General features: G+C 51.1%; 19 protein-coding genes. 3 read left to right on the forward strand and 16 right to left on the reverse strand.

Annotated features, from left to right (window positions below):
• Positions 1-9: 9 nt before the first annotated feature.
• The 9 genes from rmuC to ltnD form a co-directional block, all read right to left on the reverse strand.
• A complete protein-coding gene (rmuC, locus tag IO95_RS09330) occupies positions 10-1,554 on the reverse strand; it encodes a DNA recombination protein RmuC (RefSeq protein ID WP_037385065.1) in 1,545 nt (514 codons plus the stop codon).
• Positions 1,555-1,819: 265 nt separating this feature from the next.
• A complete protein-coding gene (locus IO95_RS09335) occupies positions 1,820-3,148 on the reverse strand; it encodes an OprD family outer membrane porin (protein ID WP_023490769.1) in 1,329 nt (442 codons plus the stop codon).
• 227 nt (positions 3,149-3,375) lie between these two features.
• Positions 3,376-4,161, reverse strand: coding sequence for a histidine phosphatase family protein (locus tag IO95_RS09340; RefSeq protein ID WP_152554921.1), 786 nt, complete (start codon positions 4,159-4,161; stop codon positions 3,376-3,378).
• A gap of 570 nt (positions 4,162-4,731) precedes the next feature.
• Positions 4,732-6,234 (reverse strand): GntP family permease, encoded by a 1,503-nt coding sequence (locus IO95_RS09345; protein WP_023491153.1) that lies wholly within the window; start codon positions 6,232-6,234, stop codon positions 4,732-4,734.
• Entirely contained in the window at positions 6,231-7,175 is a 945-nt protein-coding gene (gene denD / locus IO95_RS09350) for a D-erythronate dehydrogenase (protein WP_023491154.1), read from the reverse strand. Before denD ends, IO95_RS09345 begins: the two co-directional genes overlap by 4 nt.
• Positions 7,176-7,210: 35 nt before the next feature.
• Entirely contained in the window at positions 7,211-7,984 is a 774-nt protein-coding gene (gene otnI / locus IO95_RS09355; protein WP_023491155.1) for a 2-oxo-tetronate isomerase, read from the reverse strand.
• Positions 7,981-8,613, reverse strand: a complete 633-nt coding sequence (locus tag IO95_RS09360; RefSeq protein ID WP_023491157.1) for an aldolase — start codon at positions 8,611-8,613, stop codon at positions 7,981-7,983. The genes otnI and IO95_RS09360 overlap by 4 nt, the downstream gene beginning before the upstream one ends.
• Positions 8,606-9,856, reverse strand: a complete 1,251-nt coding sequence (gene otnK, locus IO95_RS09365) for a 3-oxo-tetronate kinase (RefSeq protein ID WP_023491159.1) — start codon at positions 9,854-9,856, stop codon at positions 8,606-8,608. Before otnK ends, IO95_RS09360 begins: the two co-directional genes overlap by 8 nt.
• Positions 9,853-10,761: an L-threonate dehydrogenase gene (gene ltnD, locus IO95_RS09370; protein WP_023491160.1), complete on the reverse strand. Its 909-nt coding sequence runs from the start codon at positions 10,759-10,761 to the stop codon at positions 9,853-9,855. Before ltnD ends, otnK begins: the two co-directional genes overlap by 4 nt.
• A 254-nt stretch (positions 10,762-11,015) precedes the next feature.
• Between ltnD and IO95_RS09375 the strand changes: the two genes are divergently transcribed.
• On the forward strand, positions 11,016-11,777 hold the full coding sequence (locus IO95_RS09375; protein ID WP_023491161.1) for a DeoR/GlpR family DNA-binding transcription regulator: 762 nt from the start codon (positions 11,016-11,018) through the stop codon (positions 11,775-11,777).
• A 194-nt stretch (positions 11,778-11,971) separates the two neighbouring features.
• Here IO95_RS09375 and IO95_RS09380 read toward each other — a convergent pair whose 3' ends face one another.
• The 3 genes from IO95_RS09380 to udp all read right to left on the reverse strand — a co-directional run bounded on the left by IO95_RS09380 (position 11,972) and on the right by udp (position 14,372).
• A complete protein-coding gene (locus IO95_RS09380) occupies positions 11,972-12,502 on the reverse strand; it encodes a DedA family protein (protein ID WP_023491162.1) in 531 nt (176 codons plus the stop codon).
• Positions 12,503-12,561: 59 nt separating this feature from the next.
• Positions 12,562-13,344 (reverse strand): tyrosine-protein phosphatase, encoded by a 783-nt coding sequence (locus IO95_RS09385; protein WP_023491163.1) that lies wholly within the window; start codon positions 13,342-13,344, stop codon positions 12,562-12,564.
• 266 nt (positions 13,345-13,610) lie between these two features.
• A complete protein-coding gene (gene udp / locus IO95_RS09390) occupies positions 13,611-14,372 on the reverse strand; it encodes a uridine phosphorylase (protein ID WP_023491164.1) in 762 nt (253 codons plus the stop codon).
• 342 nt (positions 14,373-14,714) lie between these two features.
• Between udp and IO95_RS09395 the strand changes: the two genes are divergently transcribed.
• Entirely contained in the window at positions 14,715-15,551 is an 837-nt protein-coding gene (locus IO95_RS09395) for a dienelactone hydrolase family protein (protein WP_023492543.1), read from the forward strand.
• A gap of 197 nt (positions 15,552-15,748) precedes the next feature.
• On the opposite strand, the gene IO95_RS09400 is transcribed toward IO95_RS09395, so the two are convergent.
• Positions 15,749-16,207, reverse strand: a complete 459-nt coding sequence (locus IO95_RS09400) for a DUF6097 family protein (protein WP_037385037.1) — start codon at positions 16,205-16,207, stop codon at positions 15,749-15,751.
• Between the two features lie 212 nt (positions 16,208-16,419).
• Entirely contained in the window at positions 16,420-18,696 is a 2,277-nt protein-coding gene (gene metE, locus IO95_RS09405) for a 5-methyltetrahydropteroyltriglutamate--homocysteine S-methyltransferase (RefSeq protein WP_023490483.1), read from the reverse strand.
• A 104-nt stretch (positions 18,697-18,800) separates the two neighbouring features.
• Between metE and metR the strand changes: the two genes are divergently transcribed.
• Positions 18,801-19,733 carry an HTH-type transcriptional regulator MetR gene (gene metR / locus IO95_RS09410; RefSeq protein WP_023490482.1) on the forward strand — a complete coding sequence of 311 codons (933 nt, stop codon included), beginning with the start codon at positions 18,801-18,803 and terminating at the stop codon, positions 19,731-19,733.
• A 9-nt stretch (positions 19,734-19,742) separates the two neighbouring features.
• Here the strand turns inward: metR and IO95_RS09415 are convergent, their stop codons facing one another.
• Positions 19,743-20,600: a carboxylate/amino acid/amine transporter gene (locus IO95_RS09415; RefSeq protein WP_023490481.1), complete on the reverse strand. Its 858-nt coding sequence runs from the start codon at positions 20,598-20,600 to the stop codon at positions 19,743-19,745.
• 150 nt (positions 20,601-20,750) lie between these two features.
• The gene (locus IO95_RS09420; protein ID WP_023492692.1) at positions 20,751-21,659 is read right to left on the reverse strand and encodes a LysR family transcriptional regulator; all 909 of its coding nucleotides are present in this window, start codon (positions 21,657-21,659) and stop codon (positions 20,751-20,753) included.
• Positions 21,660-21,949 lie beyond the last annotated feature (290 nt).

A 21,949-nucleotide genomic window follows, 5' to 3' on the forward strand; every position in this document is an offset into this window, starting at 1 on the left:
CTCACCGCATCACCCTGCCGATGAGCCAGGTTGTTCTGCCCGGTGTTCACCCTCTTTAGCCACCGATAATTCAGCCATATTCTCTTCTGACTCGGCGGGAGGATCCTCATGCTGGGCATGGGCCCGTTGTGCCAATTGCGGGTTAATGGGCCGTTTGACCTCCACCCCCAGAGCTCGGAAGCTCTCTATCTGGCCGATAAGATTACCACGCCCCGAACTCAGTTTATTCATCGCCTGATGATAACTACTTTGCGCTTTATCCAGGCTTTGCCCCAGCGCCGACATATCATCAACAAACAGACGCATCTTGTCATACAACCGAGCTGCGCGATCGGCGATACGCTGGGCATTCTGGCTTTGGTGTTCATAACGCCACAGGTTGGTAATGGTTCGCAATGCCACCAGCAACGTGGTTGGGCTAACCAACATAATATTGTGCTTCAAGGCTTCGCTAATCAATTCCGGTTCACGATCAATAGCCAACAGGAATGCGGGTTCCAATGGGATAAACATCAGCACATAATCCAGTGAGCGCAAGCCAGGTAGTTGCTGGTAGTCCTTGTGCCCCAACTGACGAATATGCCCGCGCAGAGAAGCAATATGTTCGCTCAATGCAACTTCCCGTTCGCTATCATCATCGCTATTGAAGTACCGCTCATAAGCCACCAGTGACATCTTGGCATCAATCACCACATCTTTACCTTGCGGCAAACGCACAATGACGTCGGGCTGCAGACGGCTTTGGTGATCCAAGCGCACATTGACCTGGGTTTGATACTCATGCCCTTCACGCAATCCGGAGGCTTCCAGCACCCGGCCCAAAACCACCTCCCCCCAGTTGCCCTGAATTTTGTTATCCCCCTTCAGGGCCTTGGTCAGGTTGATCGCTTCACGTGCCATCTGCGCATTCAATTGCTGTAGATTACGTATTTCATGGGTCAATGTATGACGCTCGCGAGCTTCCTGGCCGAAACTATCTTGTACCTGGCGGCGAAAACCATCCAACTGTTCGCGTAACGGTAACAGCAGACGATCCAGACTTTGCCGGTTTTGTTCATCGACCTTACGACCACTGCTTTCAAAGATACGATTGGCCAGGTTTTCAAATTGCGTCGTCAACCGCTGTTCACTGCTGATTAATAACCGCTGTTTCTCTTCTGCAGCAATACGCGTCTCTTCCCAACGAACCGTCGCTTCACGCAGTTTCGCCTCTTGTGTACTATTGATTTCACGTTGGGCGCGCAACGCCTGATCTAATTGTTCACATTGATTACGCCAGTGATTGAGGTGCTGTAACCTTTCCTGCCCGGCGGCCAATTGGCTATGTAGTGCACGCAGTTCCAGATCATTTTGCCGTAATTGCTGTTCATAGCGCCGCACTGTCTCTTGGCTAGAGGTCGTTTCAAGCTGCGCTTGCTGCAAGGATTGCTCCAACAATCGCCTATCAGTTTCATGCAGCGCTCGCTGCTGTTGCCCACGCCAACTCGCGATCACACCCCCGATCAGTAGGCCAAAAACAACGCCACCCATAGCGTAAACCAACGTGATTTCCAACTTGCCCCCTTTTATATCGCGGGTGATACCCAAATTCATTCAAGCGGCGAAAGCACCTGACTATAACTTAAATAAACCAGGGTATAGCGCCTTCGCACTGATTACCCGCCACGTTAAAGGGAGACTGTATGGATGTCCAGTCAGTTTTCATTAATCCTCGTCCCCCGCAAGTGAGGGTATTATTGACGGTTATTGAATGAATTGCGGACACCTGCTTAGAGGAGCGCGCGGTAACCTGCTCAGTCACCGCGCTAATTAAGGTAGGTTAGAACAGCTTGAAACGATACTCGGCGATAAATTGCGCCCCTAGTGAGTGAGATGTCTGATACTGACCATCGGATATCACCGGTGTTTTACTGCGATTTTTATAGGACCACCCCGGCCCCACCATCGCGAACACCGTCAGGTTTTTCAGCGTGGGATGAGAAGGATCCCAGCGACCAAAGACGTTGATTTCCCCGGTGCGCACCGCAACGCCTTGGTAGCTGAACTGAGCGGCGTTACCCGTCAAACCCGCCGTCAACTCCGGGGTGATTCGGTACTCAGCCCAGGCTGCCAGCATAGTTTCACCATCTCGCATATAGTCTTCACCAGAATAAGCCATGGAGGTAAAGTTTCCTCGTGAGTCCCTGGTCATATGTCGCGGATAAGACCCAAGCTCCCCCCCACCTTTAGGTGCACGGGTGTGAGAAACACCCAGCTTAAGACTCCAAAGTGGCTCCTGCCATTTAGCATCAAAGGCATAGTGGTTGGCATTATTGTCGAAATTACGCCGGTTCAGTGCCATGGATTTATAATCATCCAGCGCCTGGGTGGTATAAATCTGACTACCCAGGCTAAGTTTCTCAACCGGGTTAAAGGCGACTTTCAGGATCTGGCGGCGCAAATAATTCTGCGACTCACCATAAGCCAGTTGACCGTTAAACGGTTGACTCTTATAGCCCAATTCACCAGTGGCGAGATGATTGATATAGCGGCCCTCGTTGGTTTGTAACCGCAGACTATCAGGGGAATTACGCGCCATGGTGCGTTCCACATAAGCCCCGCGCAAGGAGAACCCGCCGCCTTCCATCCCACCCGACCACCCCAGATAGCTGGTAGGAGATAAGCGGGTCGAGTTAGTGATAACGCCATAGTTACGTAGCGTTTGCCAGCCCCCTTGAGCATTCAGCGCCACACCGGCGACGTCTCCTTTCAGCTTGATATAACGCTGACCAAATTTGCTAAAGCCCGTGGCATTATCTTTGTTATTACCTGAGCCATTGTTGTATAACACCCCGCGGGAATCAAAATAATCGCTGGCCCCCAGTTTCACCGCGCCGTAATAATCAACATTGATACCGATAATATCGGCCCAATAGCCGGATTGATAACCCAGTGCCACCCCTTGCCCCCAAGCACTATGGACTTTTTCCTTATCAGTGGCATCTTCCTTGAGATATCTAAACTCATTTCTCAATGATAATTGCGCCTGACTATCAGTAAAAAATGGCGAAGTAAAAAGTGGTGATGTGAGGGCATTTTCATTTTTTGCCTGCACATGATTTGATAATAGTGATATAGCAATAGAACAACATAAAGTATATTTCTTCATTTTTTCATCCACTGAAATAGTATCGTTCCCCCTTCAGAGGGGGACTCTCATTTTCATTCAAACTGCGGTGGTGTTGGCGTTTTTTGGTTCTACTCGTCATTATTCAAGTGGCTTGAATTATTTAGAGCATGAATAGTTCACCCTGAACTCCGCCCCTATCGGAGTCATTGTCTGTAGCATTCAAATTATTCCCCTGTAACCTGCAGATAAAGCCATTGAAAGTATAATTATTTTTTATTTAAGATCTCTTTCCCTTTAGCGACATAACTCATATCACCAATATCAACCACAGTATATTTACCATCCTTATAGGTTATTTTTACCACTGCAGCATTTTTCAACGGTTTATTTTTGTTTGGACTGTCGGTCATATCAGAAAGCATCATCAGCATGGATAGCCCTGATGAGACCGAGAGAATATTTTTATCCCCATTCTTTAAAGCATTCTGTACCATGGTATCCATTGCACCTTTCATGCGTGTTTTCACCTGCAATGCACTCTCTGCTTCTTTTTTTTCATCACTCTGACTGATGACATTAACCATCGTGACAAGATCGACTTTCCCCTCAGCAATTTGTTTAAACAAAACCTCAGAGGAGGCCATACCGGCACGTTTAGCCGCAAAATCCCACATATATTTATTCGGCGTGCCCTCAAAACCACCAAAGAACATCTCACGCAAGCCGGGGAGTTCCGTTACCTTAACCGCTGACTTACCCGTCTCTTGCAGGATCACCTGCATCGTTTCCCGCTGGCGCCCTGCATCACTGGTGTAATAGCTGTCAAAAGGGATCCCTTTCAACCCTGCGCCCAAATAACGGGCAGTTTCAACACCGTCTGATGTCAACGGTGAGTCTGACCACCCTTGTACTTTATCGTAGGTATTCAAAATGGTTTTACCATGACGCGCAAAATAGATATTGACACTGTCATTTTCTGTTGCCAAAACAGGGAATGCCGAGAACGAAGAGAGAGAAAGCATTGAAGCCAACAACCAGGTTTTAAATTTCATTTCATATTCCTTTTTGAAAGTTATCACGCAAAACAATAAGTTTCATATATACGAAGCCAAGAATTATATTTATGTCGATAATCTATTAATAACATCAAAACAATTCACCAGCGGTGGATTACCCCCTTGTTATGGGCAATAAAAAACCCAAACCCATAACAGTTAACTGCCATCGGGTTTGGGTTTTGCCTGTTTATACTCTGCATATTTCAAGTTAACTGGCTATGGGTCACGTTTATTCGCACCCGTCACCTGCCGACACTTGAATAATGAGATGTAAAATAACAGTGACAATCCACTTATAAGAAAGCTAACATCACCAAAGAAATAAATAAATAGAAATCAGCAAGGAAATACCAAAACGTGATCAAATCCGCACTCTATCGTCAATGATTACCGAATAGCTTAAAGTGCCCCTGTAATATAAAAGCTGACTTCTACTCAAAATAACTTAAATTGATTAAAAAGCACTCATTGAGAAAGAGAGCGGGCCTGTTAGACCCGCTCTCTTTTTCTCGTTATTTCTGCTTGTTATTTTTGCTTGTCATTTCTGCTTGCTTAAATCTCTCGCTAGTTATTGTCAGGCGCGGTCTCGGTAGGTGTCGGAAGCTGCTGGCGGCGTACCCCCCAGATGATGAGTGCCAACACCAACAGCGGCAAGACGGGGTCAAGCCAGGTACCGCCTGAGCCGAACAGCAGATTAAGCAGCGCCACGCTAGTGCCACCAATAGCCCAAGCGATAGTCGTGGGGATGGACCAAACCACCATCTGCTGCTTGACGTCAGAGATCCCCATCATGCGATTAACTACCCAGAACAGGCTGTCATTAAAGTAGCCGAAGAAGAGCGAGCCCATGGTGGCAGCCTGGGCAGCCAGCAGCATATTGACCCCTGGGATCTGAGCCAAGATAGGTGCCGAGATAGAGGCAGCGGTCACCATGGCCACAGTGCCCGACCCCTGGATAAGGCGTACCAGGGTCGAGACGATGAAGGGAATAAGGATCGGGGAGATGGGCAGTAGGGCGATCTGCTCGGCCAACTGCTTGCCCGCACCACTGTCACGCAGTACGGCACCCAAGGCACCACCAGCACCGGTAACCAGGAGTATGATGCCGGCCGATTGCAGCCCCTCTTCCAGACGCGCGGCGGTGGTGTGGCGATCCATATGCGGAACCAGCGTATAAACTGCCAGCAGCACACTGATGGCAAGCGCAATAATAGGGTTGCCGATAAAGGTGATAACCTGAACCACTGGGCTTGACGCTAAATCACCCATCCACCCCAACTTGACCAACGTGATACAGATGGCATTAAGAAATATGAGCCCGATAGGCAGCAAGATCGGCAGCAGTGACAAGCTCAGGCTAGGTAAGGGCTTGTTCTCTTTCTCCTTGAGATATTGATCAAAGGTAGCTTGCAGCTCATCTGGCTCTTTTTGCATCTGCTGACCAAATTCCGGATACTTCTTGTCGAGCCACTGAGCATATAAAACAATACCGAGCACACAGGGCACCGCCAAGGCCATACCCATCAACAACATAGAACCGATATTCACGTCAAACAGACCCGCGACGCCAAGAGGCCCGGGGGTAGGTGGTACTGTATGGTGAGTCACCACCAGCCCCCCCGCCAACGCCACCCCGAGGGTGAGCAGGGAGCGTTTACCGCTTTTTGCCAACGCTTTGGCCACCGGATAAAGGATGACGAAAGCGGAATCCACGAAGATGGGGATGCTGACAATGTAGCCAGTAATGGCCAGAGCCCACTCCTCGCGTCGTTTACCAAGCCACTTGATGAAGCTGTAGGCGATCTGCTCGGCAGCACCCGATACCTCCAGCAGACGCCCCATCATCACCCCGAGGCCAATAACCAGACCAATACTGCCTAGGGTAGAACCAAAGCCCGCAGTGATGACAGAGAGCGTTTTGTCGACACTCATGCCCCCGGTAAGGCCGGCGATGCAAGCCGCGATCAACATAGCGATCAGCGCATGGACTCGGGTGCGAACTACCAAGAATACCAAGACAAAGACCGCAATGATCAGTCCGATGATAGGCGTTGGAATAGAGCTCATGATGCCTCCTGCATATCGTGGGTCATGAAACTGTCGATGATCCCAGCAAACGTCTTGTCTGCGATGAAACCGGCCTCGAGTGCTCGGTGGTTATCTATGCGCCCAGGCCAACTGGCAACGATGCGTTCAATGGCTGGGTCTGGAGAAAAGCTGACCCGATCACCGGCTGCCTGCCCTCCGGCCTGAGTCAACGCAGTCAGCATGTCACCGACAGTGACGCTGATACCCGGCAGGTTGATGCTACGACCATCTCCTTTGGGCAGTGTGGCCGCCAACAGGAAGTTGTGCACCACGGTGGCTGGGCTTGAGAGCCAGAGACGCAGCTCCTGGCTCACTGGGCAGATCGCTTGCTCCCCCTGTAAGGGCTCGCGGATGATGCTACTGACAAACGACGAGGCAGCCCGGTTTGGTTTGCCCGGCCGCACGCAGATGGTGGGTAAACGCAGCACCAGCCCATCGACAAATCCCTTGCGGCTGTAATCGTTGACCAAAAGCTCTCCCATCGCCTTTTGCGTGCCATAGGAGGAAGTGGGCGTGAGCGCCGTGCTGTCGTTAACCACTTCAGGCAACGGTCCACCGTAAACAGCAAGGGAACTGGTAAAGACAAAGCGAATACCCGTTCGTGCATGACGACATGCTTCAAGCAGGCTGCGGGTAGTGTCCAGATTGACCCGCCAGCCAAGGTCAAAATCCTGTTCAGCGTGGCTGCTAACGATAGCCGCCAGGTGATAAACAATGCTGGTGCGTTCGCTGATCAGCGAATCCGCTACCCCCGGCGCGGTGAGGTCCGCCTGTAAGCAACGCACACGAGGATCGGCTAGAGCCTGCGGTGCCTGGATGTCTACCAACAGCAATTCGCTGAAAGGGAGAGAACTGTGCAATAGGGCATGGGCGAGTTTCTGTCCCAGAAAACCGCCTCCGCCAGTAATAATGATCTGCATCTTGCTATCCTCGGAATCGTGCGTGTGTAGGGTAGTTATTGCTGTCTCAGCCAGGACAGGCCTTGTTGGGTATTGCCTCTGGGGTTATATTCGCAGCCGATCCAGTCGTGGTAGCCCACCTGCGCCAGTACCTTAAACAAATGCGGATAGGCTATCTCCCCTTCGTCCGGTTCATGACGATCAGGCACTGAGGCTATCTGAACATGGCCAATGGCCGGACCCAACTTGCCAATGAGGCGAGTCAAGTCACCGTCCATAATCTGCGCGTGATAGAGATCAAGCTGCACGGCTACGTTGGGCCGGTCTATCTCCTGCACCAGCGCTAAGGCATCAAGTTGGTGGGACAGAAAATAGCCAGGTACGTCCCTATCGTTGAGCGGCTCAAGCAACACTTTGATGCCGTCTTCCGCCAGAAAATCGGCCGCAAAACGGATGTTGTCGATCAAGGTCTGCCGGTGAGCTGCCAGGTTGTAGGCTGTATCGACGATGCCACTCATGGCATGCACCTTGGTACAACCTAAGGCACGGGCGTAGTCGCGCACGGTCGGCAAGTGGGCACGAAATTCCGCTTCCCGCCCTGGGATGGCGGCCATGCCGCGTTCCCCCGCCGCCCAGTCACCCGGAGGCATATTGAACAGCGCTTGGCTAAGGCCGTGCTGCTGCAACTGCTGGGCTAGTTCGGCGGCTGGCCACTGATAGGGAAACAGAAACTCAACTGCGTCGAAGCCAGCTTGGCGGGCGGCTGCAAAACGCTCCAGAAAAGGCAGTTCAGTAAATAACATGGTCAGATTGGCGGCAAACTTGCTCATGGTTTCAGCTTCCTCAATTCATTGATCTCAGGCTCACTCAAATAACGGATCTGCTGACCTTGCAGCAATAGAGAGAGGCGGGCCGTCTCCTCCAACTCCTCCATGTTGTTAACTGCATCAATCAAATTTTTGCCGGTTACCACCGGGCCGTGGTTCGCCAGCAAGAAGGCGTTGCCATCAGCGGCACGGCGCCCTAGCTCCTCGGCGATACGGGCATCCCCCGGTTTGTAGTAGGGGATGAGTGGCAACTGACCGACCCGCATCACGTAATAAGGCGTGAAAGGGCGGATCACGTTAGCTGGGTCCAATCCCTCCAGGCAGGAGATGGCGGTCAGATAGGTGCTATGGAGATGAACCACTGCTTGGCAAGCGGGGTTGTTATGATAGATGGCCAGGTGGAAGGACACCTCTTTGGAGGGACGATCCCCGCCCAAGTGCTCACCACTCATGCTCACTGTCGAGAGGCGTGCCGGGTCGAGTCGACCGAGGCAAGATCCAGTCGGCGTGGCGAGCAAGGTGCCATCGGGTAATTTGGCCGAGAGGTTACCCGCACCGCCAGTCGCATAACCACGCTCAAAGAGGGATGCGCCTAGCATCACCATCGTGTCGCGCAAGGCCTGTTCAGTCATGAAAAAACTCCTGTGCTCGGCTGAAGAACGTCTCATCACCAAAATTGCCTGATTTAAGGGCCAGTGACAGAGGGGCATCAGTCGCCCTCACCCATGGAACACCAGGGGCTATCTGGGGGCCAATATGGAAAGCGGCGATGCCAAGCGCCTGAGTGATCCGGCTCGATGTTTCGCCGCCAGCGATGATAAAGCTATCCACACCGGCATCTCGCAGCAGCACGGCCACTTGGGCAAAACAGTGTTCTACCGCCTCACTCGCCGCCTCTCGTCCATAACGAGCCTGAATGGCAGCAAGTTCGGACGGGCTAGTGGTGGCGTGGATCATCGGTGCCGGAGTCGCTGACTGGCTCAATACCCAACCAGCCAACTCGGCGGGGTAATCGGAGCGATTCAGGCAGGCCGATACATCAAGGGCCAATGACGGTGCCGTTGCCCGATAACAAGCGACCTGGCGGTTAGTCATTTCGGAGCAAGAACCGGACAGTACTACAGCCCGTTTACCAAGCGGACGACCCGCCTGACGCGCTGCGGCCTGGTTGCCGCTACTCAACAACCGCGCCAAACCAATAGCCAGCCCAGAACCGCCGGTCACCAATGGCATGTCGATGGCAGCGGCGGCAATATCCAGCAGGTGCTGTTCGGTGAGAGTATCAACCACCGCATAGCGCACCCCTTCAGCAGCCAACTGCTCAAAAGCCTGTTCAATGGCCTGAGGCCCCTGAGCGATGGTAGTAAAGGGGACCAGACCAGCTCGCCCTTGAGTTTGAGCCTCCATCAATCTCAGCAGGTTGCTGTCAGTCATGGGGGTGATGGGGTGATGGCGCATGCCGGACTCGGACAATGGCTGGCTGCCGACAAACAGGTTGCCCTGATAAACAGTACGGCCGTTAACCGGCAGTGCTGGGCAGATCAGAGTAAACTGACTGTCCAGTGCATCCAATAAGGCATCAGTGACTGGGCCGATATTGCCAGCCGCCGTGCTGTCGAAGGTGGAACAATATTTCTGATAGATGCGTGGGCAACCCCGCGCCTTGAGCCACTCGAGGGCGGCAAGGGAGTCGCGTACCGCCTCGTGGGCTGGACAGGAACGACTCTTGAGGCTGATCACCACCGCATCAACGCCTGTCAGATCGGCTTCTGCTGGGATGCCAGAAAACTGAATCGTCGCCAAGCCGTTTTCTACCAGAAAACCGGCGATGTCAGTGGCTCCGGTGAAATCATCTGCAATTACGCCCAGTTTCATGCGGTGCCCTCGCTGTTTGGCAAGGTAATACCATCAAAAATCTTGATGACCGCGCTATCGTCTTCTTTGCCGTAACCGGCGTTGCTGGCGGCGAGGAACATGTTAAGTGCCGTACTCGCCAGCGGCAGCGGAAAATGCAGATCCCGTGCGGTATCGGCCACCAAATTGAGATCCTTGACGAAAATGTCAACCGCAGAGCGGGCCTGATAGTCACCTGTCAGTACTCGTGCCATACGGTTTTCGAACATCCAAGAGTTGCCAGCAGCGTGAGTCACCACGTCATACATCAAATCGAGAGAGATATCCGCTCGGCTTGCCAGCGCCATGGCTTCAGCGGCCACCGCAATGTGCACCCCAGCCAGCAATTGATGGATGATCTTCACCGTGCTCCCTTGTCCCGGTTCACTGCCGACTCGATAGACCTTACCAGCCACGGCATCAAGCACCGGCTGCAAGCGTTCGAAGGCTTCATCGCAGCCAGCCGCCATAACCGTCATTTCACCGGACTCGGCCTTAACAGCACCACCAGAAACGGGAGCATCCAGCATCAGCAAACCCAAGGCGGTTAGTTCACGGGCCAAAGCGGCTGCGTCGTCGGCGGCAATGGTGGAAGAGACCATGACGCCGGTTCCTGGTTTGAGGTGAGCAGCCAGGCCACTGTCACCAAATAGGATCTGGCGTACCTGAGCAGCGTTGACCACCAGCAGCAGGACTGCATCCAGCGTCTCCGCCAAGGGGCGGGCATCATCCACGACCGCTGTCGCACCGGCACTTTGCAACTGTTCACGGGCTTTCGCCGAAAGATCAACGCCATAAGTGGCAAGTCCGGCCCGCAGGCAGGAGCGAGCGGCTCCCATACCCATGGCCCCTAAGCCGATGACGGCTACGTGGTAAGGTCTACTCATCTGTCTATTCCTCAATTACAACGAATGTGTCGATAGTAAGGTTTTACTGTAGCGAAATATCAAGCGGCGATCACATTTTTTAACTGCTTACATGTTAAATTTTGTGATAATTGCAGTTTTGATAGAGGAATGATGGCTTTGATAGCCTTTGAATGTGAATTTACGTGAATCACAAACAGAAATACGGTTTTTTATCAAAATTTCCCGCCCTGATGGGATAATATGAGATATCGTTTTATCGTTACGGATTGCCCATGATCCCCGTAGAAAGACAACAACAGATCCTGCACCTGCTGGCCGAACGTGGTGCTATCAGCATCACGGAGTTGACTGAGCGGCTGGAGGTCTCCCACATGACCATCAGACGCGATATCCAGAAACTGGAAGAAAAAGGGCGAGTTCTCTCCGTCTCGGGAGGCGTTAGTCTCTCCCAGCGCATCAAGAGCGAACCCACCCATGCGGATAAACGCGGCTTGATGCAAGAGGCCAAGCTAGCCATTGCACGTAGCGCCGCCGCTCAAGTTGCCGAAGGCCGTACCATCTATCTTGACGCCGGCACCACCTCTCTCGAACTGGCCCGTGAACTGGCACCGCGGGAAGATCTGATGATAGTGACCAATGACTTCATGGTCTGTGCTTATCTCATCGATCACTTTCGCGGGCGTCTTTACCATACAGGTGGCCAAGTCATTCGGGAGAACCAGTCCTGCGTCGGCGAGGCGACAGCCCATTTCTTGAGCAACCTGCATCTCGATATCGCATTTCTGTCCTCTTCCTCTTGGGATGTGATGGGAATCTCCACCCCCAGTGAGCAGAAGGTGCCGGTCAAACGTGCCGTGGTGGAGGCGGCCGCCACACGCATTCTTATCTGCGACTCCTCGAAATATGGCAAAGTGGGGACCTTCAAGGTTGTTGGCTGGGAGGTGATCGATCAGGTAATCACCGATGGGCAGCTACCTGAAAGTGCCCGTGACATGTTAGCCCAGCACGGCGTTAAGCTCACGCTGGTACCCTGAACGCTTAACTAGAGGATCATGGGGAGTTCTTAGGCTTTCTCTACTTGTCATCAATCAGGCCGCAGGCGGTTAGCGACGCTCATGAGCCTGCGTGACAAGGTTATCGTTACCCAAGTTCAATGAAATTGCAGGGCAAAACAACAGTGGGGTAGTTCAGTGACACAGCATCAGTAGCATGGTCAGGGTAACCTATCTTACCCCATCCACTGGCTGAGCCACTTTATACCAAATGCGCCCGGAGCCAGGATACCAAATGCCCAAATTAACGCCGAAGTGATATTGGCAATCTGAAACAAGGTTTGTGGCATGGCACAGATCCCACCCACCAGTGGCACCACCGAGCGCAACGGACCGAAGAAGCGGCCAAAAAAGATGCCCAATACGCCCCAACGTTCAAAAAACGCATGCCCTCGCACCAATAATTGCGGATTACGCGACAATGGCCACATCTGAGCCACCCGATCCTGATAGTGATAGCCCACCCAGTAGGAAAGCCAATCACCAAAAAAAGCCCCGGCAACTGCAGCAGTCCAGATTGGCCAGAAGGCGATACCACTTTCGCCAATCAGCGCCCCTAAAGCCAATAAAATGACAGTGGCAGGTAACAATAAAGAGAGGAAAGCCAGCGACTCACCAAATGCCAAAACAAAGACAATCGGCACCGCCCAGCCTTGGTGCTGGCGCACCACTTCACTCACCCAGTCAATAATGTCATAGAGGTTCAAGAGTATCCTCCTTTAGAAAGTAACTGTTTCATTTCCCATCGTTAAACCTAAACCGCACGTTATTCCAGATAGAACGCCTGCACACTTTCCCGCTGGCTTGGCCCCAAGCCATATTCTGCCTGCAACCAGTGGTCCGTTGAGCCATATTGCTCACGAATACACCCCAGAGCTGCCGCCAGAAACTCTTCTTTCGCACTGAGTACATAAGCAAACTGCGCCAGGGCAGGGGCATTCAAACGAGTCGCGAGTTGAGCCAGCATCTGTTCACGCACCACCGCCAAGGTGGTTTCCGTCAACAGATAATCTTCCATCACGGTGGCTTCATCCGCCCCTAACGCCAGTAATACCAGCGCGGCCCCCACCCCGGTACGGTCCTTACCCACTGCACAATGCTGCACAATAGCCCCCCTTTCAGGTTGTACCAGCCATTGTGCCAGTTGATGATAGGCCGCATTGTTGAACGGTAAACGGCGATAAAGTTCTAGCATAAACGCCCGGGCATCAAACTCGGCAAGCAGCTCGCTGGTCAGTTTATCCAGATTGGCATTCACTTCATGGCTGAGGGGATTGGCTGGAATATTTTGGTAATCAACACATTGCCATAGTCTATCGGGTTTGGCCTGCACTTCATCCGCGTCACGGTAATCCAGCACCGCACATACCGGCACTTGGGTCAGGAAAGCACAGTCACTTTCACTCAAGCGATCCAAGGAACCCGAACGGAACAGCAGCCCACTTTTGATACGGCGGCCATCGGCCATACTGTTACCACCTAAATCGCGAAAATTGATACCACCATCAAGCGGTACCAGCGAAGGATGCAATAAAGTCTTAGTGGGCATAAACGGCCTCTCACTTATTGTTTGGGGATAACGGCCATCACAGCCAACAAGGCGTCAATCATCGGAAAAACGGACCGACAGTATGATCACAATGAGGGTTACCGTAACAGATTAGCGTTGAATGGTGAACGGACTGGCGTGTTAGTGGCCCAAAGAAAACCAGCCCCACCAAGGTGAACCTCAATGACACTCCATCGCCATTCAAGCTACAGAACAAAAACACTTCGCCTTTTTATCCTGCAACTTGAATCAACTTGGGTGTCGTATTACAGCAAACGACGAGCGGCTTCCACTACGATTTTCACCGCCTGACTTTCAGTTTTTTGCATGGTTTGCGCATCCGGGATCTCCTGCTGGGTACGGTTGACAATCACACCGGCCACCATCCCTGCGCGCAATCCCTGGCTGGCACACATGGTCAGTAGGGTGGCGGATTCCATTTCGTAGTTCATCACCCCCATCGATTGCCACTCTGCCATAGAACCTTTGAAATGACTCACCACACGCCCCGAGTAGGTATCGTAACGCTCCTGACCTGGGTAGAAGGTATCCGAAGAGGCCGTAATGCCGATATGGGTGGTTGCACCGCAGGCCTTGGCGGCGTCAACTAGCGCAGTGGTACAGTCAAAATCCGCCACTGCCGGGAACTCCATCGGGGCAAAGTGCAGGCTGGCACCATCAAGGCGAACCGCTGCCGTGGTGACCAGCACATCGCCAACATTGATATTGGTTTGAATCGCTCCCGTAGTCCCGATACGCAAGAAAGTGCGAATACCCAATTGCGCCAACTCTTCAACCGCAATAGAGGTAGAGGGACCACCAATACCGGTGGAACACACAATCACCGCCTTACCCTCCAGCTCGGCACGCCAGGAGGTAAATTCACGATGGGAAGCCAGATGTACTGCCTTGTCCATCAGCTTGGCAATTTTCTCCACACGCTGCGGGTCACCAGGCACAATGGCCAGCGTCGCTCCTTGTAAATCATTTTTTGTCAGGCCAAGATGGAAAACATCAGATTGTGACATGGGTAGCTCCTTATAAAGTGGGCATAGGAGGAGGAAAAGCTCACTTTACTGAAAATCCTTTGAAAATTGAGTGATCATAATCACCATTAAAAAAGAAACAAAAACCAATCTACATTATTACTGTGAAATTAATCACACCAAATGCCAAGTCTACCCATTGTGATGATTCAGTTGGTTTATTTTTTGGCTCATCTTGTTAACCCATCAACAACACAAAATACCCCCCCATACCCATATAAGTGGTAACTTGGCCTATAGTTATAGCCAAAGTTAACACCAAAGTTATAGCCAAGTTGATTAATCCCCGTTGCGTTTTCCTCTCGATACCGCATGGAGCCTGCAATGAAAGCTGAACCTGAAATAACACTACAACCAGCCAAAGGGGGATTCACCCCTGCGGTAGCGCCTTTAGCAACCTCAACCATCCAGAGCGATGATCACCAGATTCATGTTGGAGAGACCACCATTCCCTCACAAGATGACCTCCTCCCTGCCTATATCGCTAAACCGGCCAATCACTCGGGTCCATTACCGGTCATTTTAGTGGTACAGGAGATCTTTGGAGTACATGAACATATTCAGGACCTGTGTCGCCGCCTGGCAAAACAGGGTTATCTGGCGATTGCACCAGAACTCTATTTCCGCCAAGGGGATGCCCGACAGTACAGTGAAATCAGTGAGCTAATAGAGCAACTGGTGAGTCAAGTTCCGGACAGCCAAGTTCTGGCGGACCTGGATAACACCTTCAACTGGGCAATCCGTCATGGTGGCGATGCCAGTAAACAGGCAATCACCGGTTTCTGCTGGGGAGGGCGGATTACCTGGTTGTATGCGGCTCACAATCCTCAGTTAAAAGCTGCCGTGGCCTGGTATGGCAAGTTGGTGGGGGGAAAAACCGCACTTTCGCCGAAACACCCGGTTGATATCGCTACCCACCTTTCTGCACCGGTGCTTGGTCTGTACGGTGGTCAAGACAGCAGTATTCCACAAGATACCGTGGAAACTATGCGGCAGGCGATCCGCGCCGCCAATGCCGATGCTGAAATCGTGGTGTACCCGGAGGCCGGTCATGCCTTCCTGGCAGATTACCGCCTGAGCTATGACGCCGCCGCGGCAACCGACGGCTGGCAACGTATGCTGAAATGGTTTACCCAGCATGGGGTCGTCGGCGTCAAATAACCCACAGGGGCACATTTGCCCCTGTATTTTTATGGTTAGACCAAGGTCAATGAACCGAACGCCCCTTGCCAGTCGCACTCAAATTTTCCCACTGCAGACAGTATGGCCGAGGCACTGACCATACTGTCTACAAGCCACTCGAATTATGTTATCCATAAATGCGTCATACCATTCGAATGGTTCTATATAATTTGCTCTCACTTATTGATTTTATTGACGAATTGATCTATCACAGCCATCATCATGTTTTTTTCTTTTTTATTTAAAAAATAAAAATAAAGAATAAGTCCGAAAAAAATCAAAGCATAAATTATGATTACCGGAAGATACGTCATAAAATTAGAAAATGTCAAACTTGGTTCTATTGCTGATAGCAGGTCGACACCAAAAAAATTGGTGTATTTAGTCAAATAAAGTAAAATACTGGAAATAAGAATCGGTAAGGCAAGCACGCCAGTCCATATGTTTACCTTGTTCTTTTTTGCATTAATGGCTGAATATTCACTCCCATGTAAATATTTTTCCAACTCTATCACTTGGCTATCTAATTCATCTTTTGATGCTATTGGCAGCCTATTGTCTTCAAGAATATAATGTATTTCTTTCAATAACTGACCATTAGATGTTGACTCCATTAATATATTTATATTACCCATAAACCACTCCGTGTATATTATTTTATTTACTCTATACAGATTATATCCCCGTCGTCAATCAAGTTCATATAGCGCTGATTCCGAAAATACAAGGTTCAGATGAGCCGACTCACACAAAAGCCCCAGTCACAGAGTCGGCTCTATGACTGGGGTAAATAAAGACAGACACTAAGGTCTACCCAAAAACAGCGATTATCTTGCTACTTGCCCGATTAAATCTGCTGCTCACGCAAACGTCGAGCGGCCTGGACCATATTAGCCAATGACTGACGCGTTTCTGGCCAAGCACGGGTTTTTAAGCCGCAATCGGGGTTAACCCACAAACGTTCTGCCGGAATATTCTGCGCCGCTTTACGCAACAGGGTTTCAATCCACTCTACGCTCGGTACATTCGGTGAATGAATATCATATACTCCTGGCCCGATCTCGTTCGGATAATCAAACTCTTTAAATACCTCTAGCAAATCCATATCAGAACGGGAGGTTTCGATGGTAATCACGTCCGCATCCAGTGCGGCAATCGCTTCCATAATGTCGTTAAACTCGCAATAACACATATGGGTGTGGATCTGGGTGTCATCTCGCGCCACCGCAGCATTCAGTTTAAAAGCATCCACCGCCCACTTCAGATACGCCGCCCAATCAGATTGACGCAGCGGTAAACCTTCACGTAATGCAGGCTCATCGATCTGAATAATACCGATCCCGGCTTTTTCCAAATCCGCCACCTCATCACGCAATGCCAGGGCAATCTGTTTGGCAATCACTTCCCGCGTTACATCTTCACGGGGGAATGACCAGCAAAGAATGGTCACCGGTCCGGTCAACATGCCTTTCACCGGTTTGTCAGTCAGCGACTGGGCAAATTTGGCCCACTCCACCGTAATGGCTTGTGGACGACTGATATCACCAATGATCACCGGCGGTTTCACACAGCGGGAACCGTAGCTTTGTACCCAACCGTTTTGGGTAAAAACAAAGCCATCAAGGTGTTCGCCGAAGTATTCCACCATATCGTTACGTTCAGCCTCACCATGCACCAACACATCCAGCCCCAAACGTTCCTGTTCGACGATGGCTTGTTTGATGTGTTCACCGATGCTGGTACGGTAATGTTTGCTATCCAGGCGCCCTTGTTTGAAATCCAGGCGCAAACTGCGAATTTCAGTGGTCTGAGGGAAGGAGCCGATGGTGGTGGTGGGCCAGGCAGGCAAGTTAAAGCGATCACGCTGAGCCTGAGCACGTTGCACATAGGGGTGCTGGCGCTCACTATCTTTGCCGGTAATGGCGGCCAAGCGCTTTTCAACCTGAGCATTATGCACCCGGCTAGATTGGCGGCGAGCGCGGATTGGCGCACTGTAAGCGTCCAGTTCCACTTGCTGGCCTACTCCTGGCGCATTCAAGGCATGACTGAGCAATGCCAGCTCGGCACACTTTTGCAAGGCGAAAGCAAACCAGCTCTTTACCTCGCTATCCAAACGGCTTTCTACGCTTAAATCAATCGGGCTGTGCAACAGTGAGCAAGACGTACCTATCCACAACGGACGCGTGTTGAGCAACGGTTGCAGGCGTTCAAACCAGTGGCTCAAATCAGCCCGCCAAACGTTGCGACCATTAATTACCCCCAGTGAAAGCAACCACTCTTTCGGCAACTCATGATGTAGCTTAACGGGGTCATCATTTCCTGCCACCAGATCCACATGCAACCCTTGCACCGGCAGAGTACGCAGGGTTTCAAGGTTATGACTCACGCTATCAAAGTAAGTGGTCAATAGCAGTTTGACCGGCCCTTGCAAGGCGTCATAGGCTGGTTTAAAGGCTGCCAACCAATCCTGCGGCAACGCCAACACCAGCGCCGGTTCATCAATCTGCACCCATTCAATACCGCGTTTAGCCAGCTCAGCCAATACTTGCTGGTAAACCGGCAAAATATCCGTCAGCAATGACAGGCGATCAAACGGTTCACCCTTCACTTTGCCCAACCACAGATAGGTCAGCGGGCCCAACAAGACGGGTTTGATTTTATGCCCTAAAGCCAAGGCTTCATCCACCTCATCCAACAGTTGAGTCCAACCCAGTTTGAACTGCTGGCCTTGGGTAAACTCCGGCACGATGTAGTGATAGTTGGTGTTAAACCATTTGGTCATTTCTGCTGCTGCGGCGGGTTGACCGGTGGGCGCACGGCCACGAGCAATACGAAACAGGGTATCGAGATCGATGGAGCCATCGCTATTTTGGTGACGAGATGGCACATTGCCCAAGAGTAAGCTGGTGGTCAACACATGGTCATACCAGGCAAAGTCCCCCACCGGTAGCAAATCCACCCCCGCCAATTTTTGCTGTTGCCAATGACGAGCACGCAGTTCGCGGCCAGTCGCCAGCAGCTCTTCCTGCGTGGCATTCCCTGCCCAGTAACTTTCTTGTGCTTTTTTGAGTTCACGGCGCAAACCAACGCGTGGAAAACCCAGTGTGTGATTCAGAATTGCCATTGTCATACCCTCATTTAGCCATCCAGATGTTTACACATCCATAATCTGCGGGTACTGTATTAACCACAAGCGCAATTTGCTCACTGTCATTGTGAAGGACTCTCATGATCGAACTGAAACACTTACGGACGTTACAAGCCCTGCGTAACACCGGCTCACTGGCTGCGGCTGCTGCGCAACTCCATCAGACACAATCGGCACTGTCGCATCAGTTTAGCGATCTGGAACAACGTCTGGGCTTCAAACTGTTTGTTCGTAAAAGTCAGCCACTGCGCTTTACCCCACAAGGTGAGATCCTGTTGCAACTGGCAGAACAGGTGCTGCCGCAGATCCAGCAGGCGCTACAGGCCTGCCATGAGCCCCATCAAACCGCATTGCGCATTGCCATCGAATGCCATAGTTGTATTCAATGGTTGACCCCGGCGCTAGATAACTTCAGTAGCCGTTTCCCGCAGGTGATGATTGATTTCAAATCCGGTGTCACTTTTGATCCGCAACCGGCGCTGCAACAAGGTGAACTGGATGTGGTGTTAACTTCCGATATCCTGCCGCGTAGCGGGCTGCATTATTCACCGCTGTTTGATTTTGAAGTACGCCTGATCTTGGCCCCCGACCATCCTTTGGCCAATAAACCCCATATCGAACCACAGGATCTCGGTGACGAAACACTGATGATCTATCCGGTACAGCGCCAACGGCTGGATATCTGGCGGCATTTTCTGCAACCGGCAGGCATTAGCCCAGCATTGAAGAACGTGGATAACACGCTGCTATTGATTCAGATGGTTTCAGCGCGTATGGGGATCGCCGCACTCCCACACTGGGTCGTGGAAAGTTTTGAACGCCAAGGCCTGGTGGTGACCAAAACCCTCGGCGAGGGTTTGTGGAGCCGATTATATGCCGCTACCCGTGATGGTGAGCAGCGCCAGGCAGTGACCGAAGCGTTTATTCGTTCAGCGGGGCAGCATGCCTGCGAGCATCTGCCCTTTGTGCGCAACGCCATCCATCCCGCTACCAGCCACCAGCAACGGAAATAATCACGGATATTATTTAACTTTGGGCACCACCCAACGGCGGTGTACCCAGAGCGAAGCCACCAGGATCGAAGCACCGACCAAAAAACTGGCCCAATGCAGTTGTTGTTCCCAGATCAATAAGTTGACTAACAAACCTGCCGGAACATGCATATTGTTCATAATGCCAAGGGTGCCCGCATCTACCTGAGTTGCCCCGTAGTTCCACATAAAGTAGCCCAACCCAGAAGCCACCACCCCTAACCACAGCAAAATACCCCATTGCAGTGAGGTGGTTGGCAATTGATTGGGGTTACCCCACAAGAACCAGGCCACCACTGACACTGCCACCGCTCCCAAATAAAACCAGGAGAACGCCACAGACTGCGGTAACGGATGCACTTCCATCAGGCGTTTGTAACCCACCAGACCTATGGCAAAGCTGATGTTTGCCGCTTGCACTAATAGCAACCCCCACCAGAAATGATCACTCAGTTGGTGATAGCGAATAATGGCCGCACCCAGTACTGCCAGCAAGGCACTGAACAGATAACTCCAGCAGAGACGACGACGGCTGAGCAGGTCATAAATCAGCGTGATATACAGTGGCGTCAATACCGTAAACAGCAGGAACTCCGGCACTGTCAGGTAGATAAACGCCCGGAAGCTGATCAAGTACATAATGCCAAGCTGAAAAGCACCAACCAGCATATACAGCAAGATCACCTTTAGCGGGATATTGCGCCAACGCAGGAATGGCAAAAAGACCACGGCTGCCAAGCCAACACGCATCAATACTGAAAACCAACTATCAACCTGGCCTGCCAGATATTCGCCGATCAGGCTAAAAGAGAAAGCCCATAAAATGGTGGTAATAACCAGAAGTAACACAACAAATTCACTCTAAAGGATGGAATAAAGCGATTGTAACGGAAGGCAGCAGATAAAGTGCCAGAATGTGAGTTTACATCTGTGCATATAGCGAGCAATCATGGTACTACGGTCCTGCTACCTACTTGAATTCAAGTCTCCATGTTCGACTTATAAATCTACATCCAGTTGCGCAAAGCGCTGAACCAGATAATCGATCAACAACCGAATAGAGGGTAACAACCCACGTTTAGAGGAAAAAACGACATAGATTATTTCCCGAACAGGTGCCCATTGTGGTAGCAAATTGATTAACGAACCCTCCTCAAGCTGTTTATTGACCGCCATTAATGGCAATTGTGCAACACCGACCCCTGCTAACACCGCTTCTTTCAGTGCCATCATATCCGCAGTAATAAAACGCGGAGTGTGATAGACCATTTCCTGTTCATTATTGGCGCCATAAAGGGTCCAACAACTGGCTTGTGGCCCAGGACGACTGATACTTGGCAACCCATTCAGCTCACTGGGTAACGTGGGGATGATTCCATATTGTTCAATCAGTTTAGGGCTGGCAACCAGGGCTTGCCCGCAATCACTCAAAATACGCATCACCAGATTACTGTCCTGTAGTGGTGGAGGCTGTACATAAATTGTCAGGTCCACCCCCTCACTGATCACGTCAATTTGTCGACTCGTCGCCTCTAACTCCACGGTCAATAGCGGGTGTTGAGCCATAAAATCAGCCAGCATAGTGCCAATATGGGCTTGCAGTATCATTACTGGACAGGTGATACGGATCTTGCCACGAGGTTCCGCTCTGACCTCTTCAATAGACGCTTGTGCCGCCTCTGCCTCGATCAACATGGCCAGACAATGGTCATAGTAGGTTTTACCGATTTCCGATACGGTGAAATGGCGCGTCGAGCGTTTAATCAACCGAACCTGTAATCTATCCTCCAGCATGGCAAGGCGTCGGCTAAGCTTGGACTTAGGAATTCCCAATGCTCGCCCCGCTGGCGCGAAGCCGCCGTGATTGACAATTTGCACAAAATAATAGAGGTCATTTAAATCTTGCATGGCACGTCATCGTTCCACAAACAGGACAATGATTACCAAATTAACACACTAGTCACTTATTGTTAGTTGCTTTAAACTTCTTTTCACATTTTTACAACACTATAGCCAACTGAGCGTCTCAATAAACAGAATGTTATCGCACTTTTGATAGATGAATTATCGTTAGCTTTATGGTTAATGACCTATTTTCACTTTGTCATCCTCAAAAATCGAGGCGGCATCACTCATTGAACAATTTTATTTCAGGCTAAAAATCATAATCAAAAAATAATAATAACACTAATCATGGC

It is taken from the genome of Serratia sp. DD3 (genome assembly GCF_000496755.2).

Coding starts and splice junctions, on each gene's coding strand:
- metE (WP_023490483.1), bottom strand. CDS start 18,696: ATGGCAATTCTGAATCACACACTGGGTTTTCCACGCGTTGGTTTGCGC.
- otnK (WP_023491159.1), bottom strand. CDS start 9,856: ATGAAACTGGGCGTAATTGCAGATGATTTCACCGGAGCCACTGACATC.
- IO95_RS09385 (WP_023491163.1), bottom strand. CDS start 13,344: ATGCCCACTAAGACTTTATTGCATCCTTCGCTGGTACCGCTTGATGGT.
- metR (WP_023490482.1), top strand. CDS start 18,801: ATGATCGAACTGAAACACTTACGGACGTTACAAGCCCTGCGTAACACC.
- denD (WP_023491154.1), bottom strand. CDS start 7,175: ATGCAGATCATTATTACTGGCGGAGGCGGTTTTCTGGGACAGAAACTC.
- udp (WP_023491164.1), bottom strand. CDS start 14,372: ATGTCACAATCTGATGTTTTCCATCTTGGCCTGACAAAAAATGATTTA.
- IO95_RS09340 (WP_152554921.1), bottom strand. CDS start 4,161: ATGAAATTTAAAACCTGGTTGTTGGCTTCAATGCTTTCTCTCTCTTCG.
- otnI (WP_023491155.1), bottom strand. CDS start 7,984: ATGAGCAAGTTTGCCGCCAATCTGACCATGTTATTTACTGAACTGCCT.
- IO95_RS09335 (WP_023490769.1), bottom strand. CDS start 3,148: ATGAAGAAATATACTTTATGTTGTTCTATTGCTATATCACTATTATCA.
- IO95_RS09375 (WP_023491161.1), top strand. CDS start 11,016: ATGATCCCCGTAGAAAGACAACAACAGATCCTGCACCTGCTGGCCGAA.
- IO95_RS09360 (WP_023491157.1), bottom strand. CDS start 8,613: ATGACTGAACAGGCCTTGCGCGACACGATGGTGATGCTAGGCGCATCC.
- IO95_RS09420 (WP_023492692.1), bottom strand. CDS start 21,659: ATGCAAGATTTAAATGACCTCTATTATTTTGTGCAAATTGTCAATCAC.
- IO95_RS09395 (WP_023492543.1), top strand. CDS start 14,715: ATGAAAGCTGAACCTGAAATAACACTACAACCAGCCAAAGGGGGATTC.
- ltnD (WP_023491160.1), bottom strand. CDS start 10,761: ATGAGTAGACCTTACCACGTAGCCGTCATCGGCTTAGGGGCCATGGGT.
- IO95_RS09345 (WP_023491153.1), bottom strand. CDS start 6,234: ATGAGCTCTATTCCAACGCCTATCATCGGACTGATCATTGCGGTCTTT.
- IO95_RS09400 (WP_037385037.1), bottom strand. CDS start 16,207: ATGGGTAATATAAATATATTAATGGAGTCAACATCTAATGGTCAGTTA.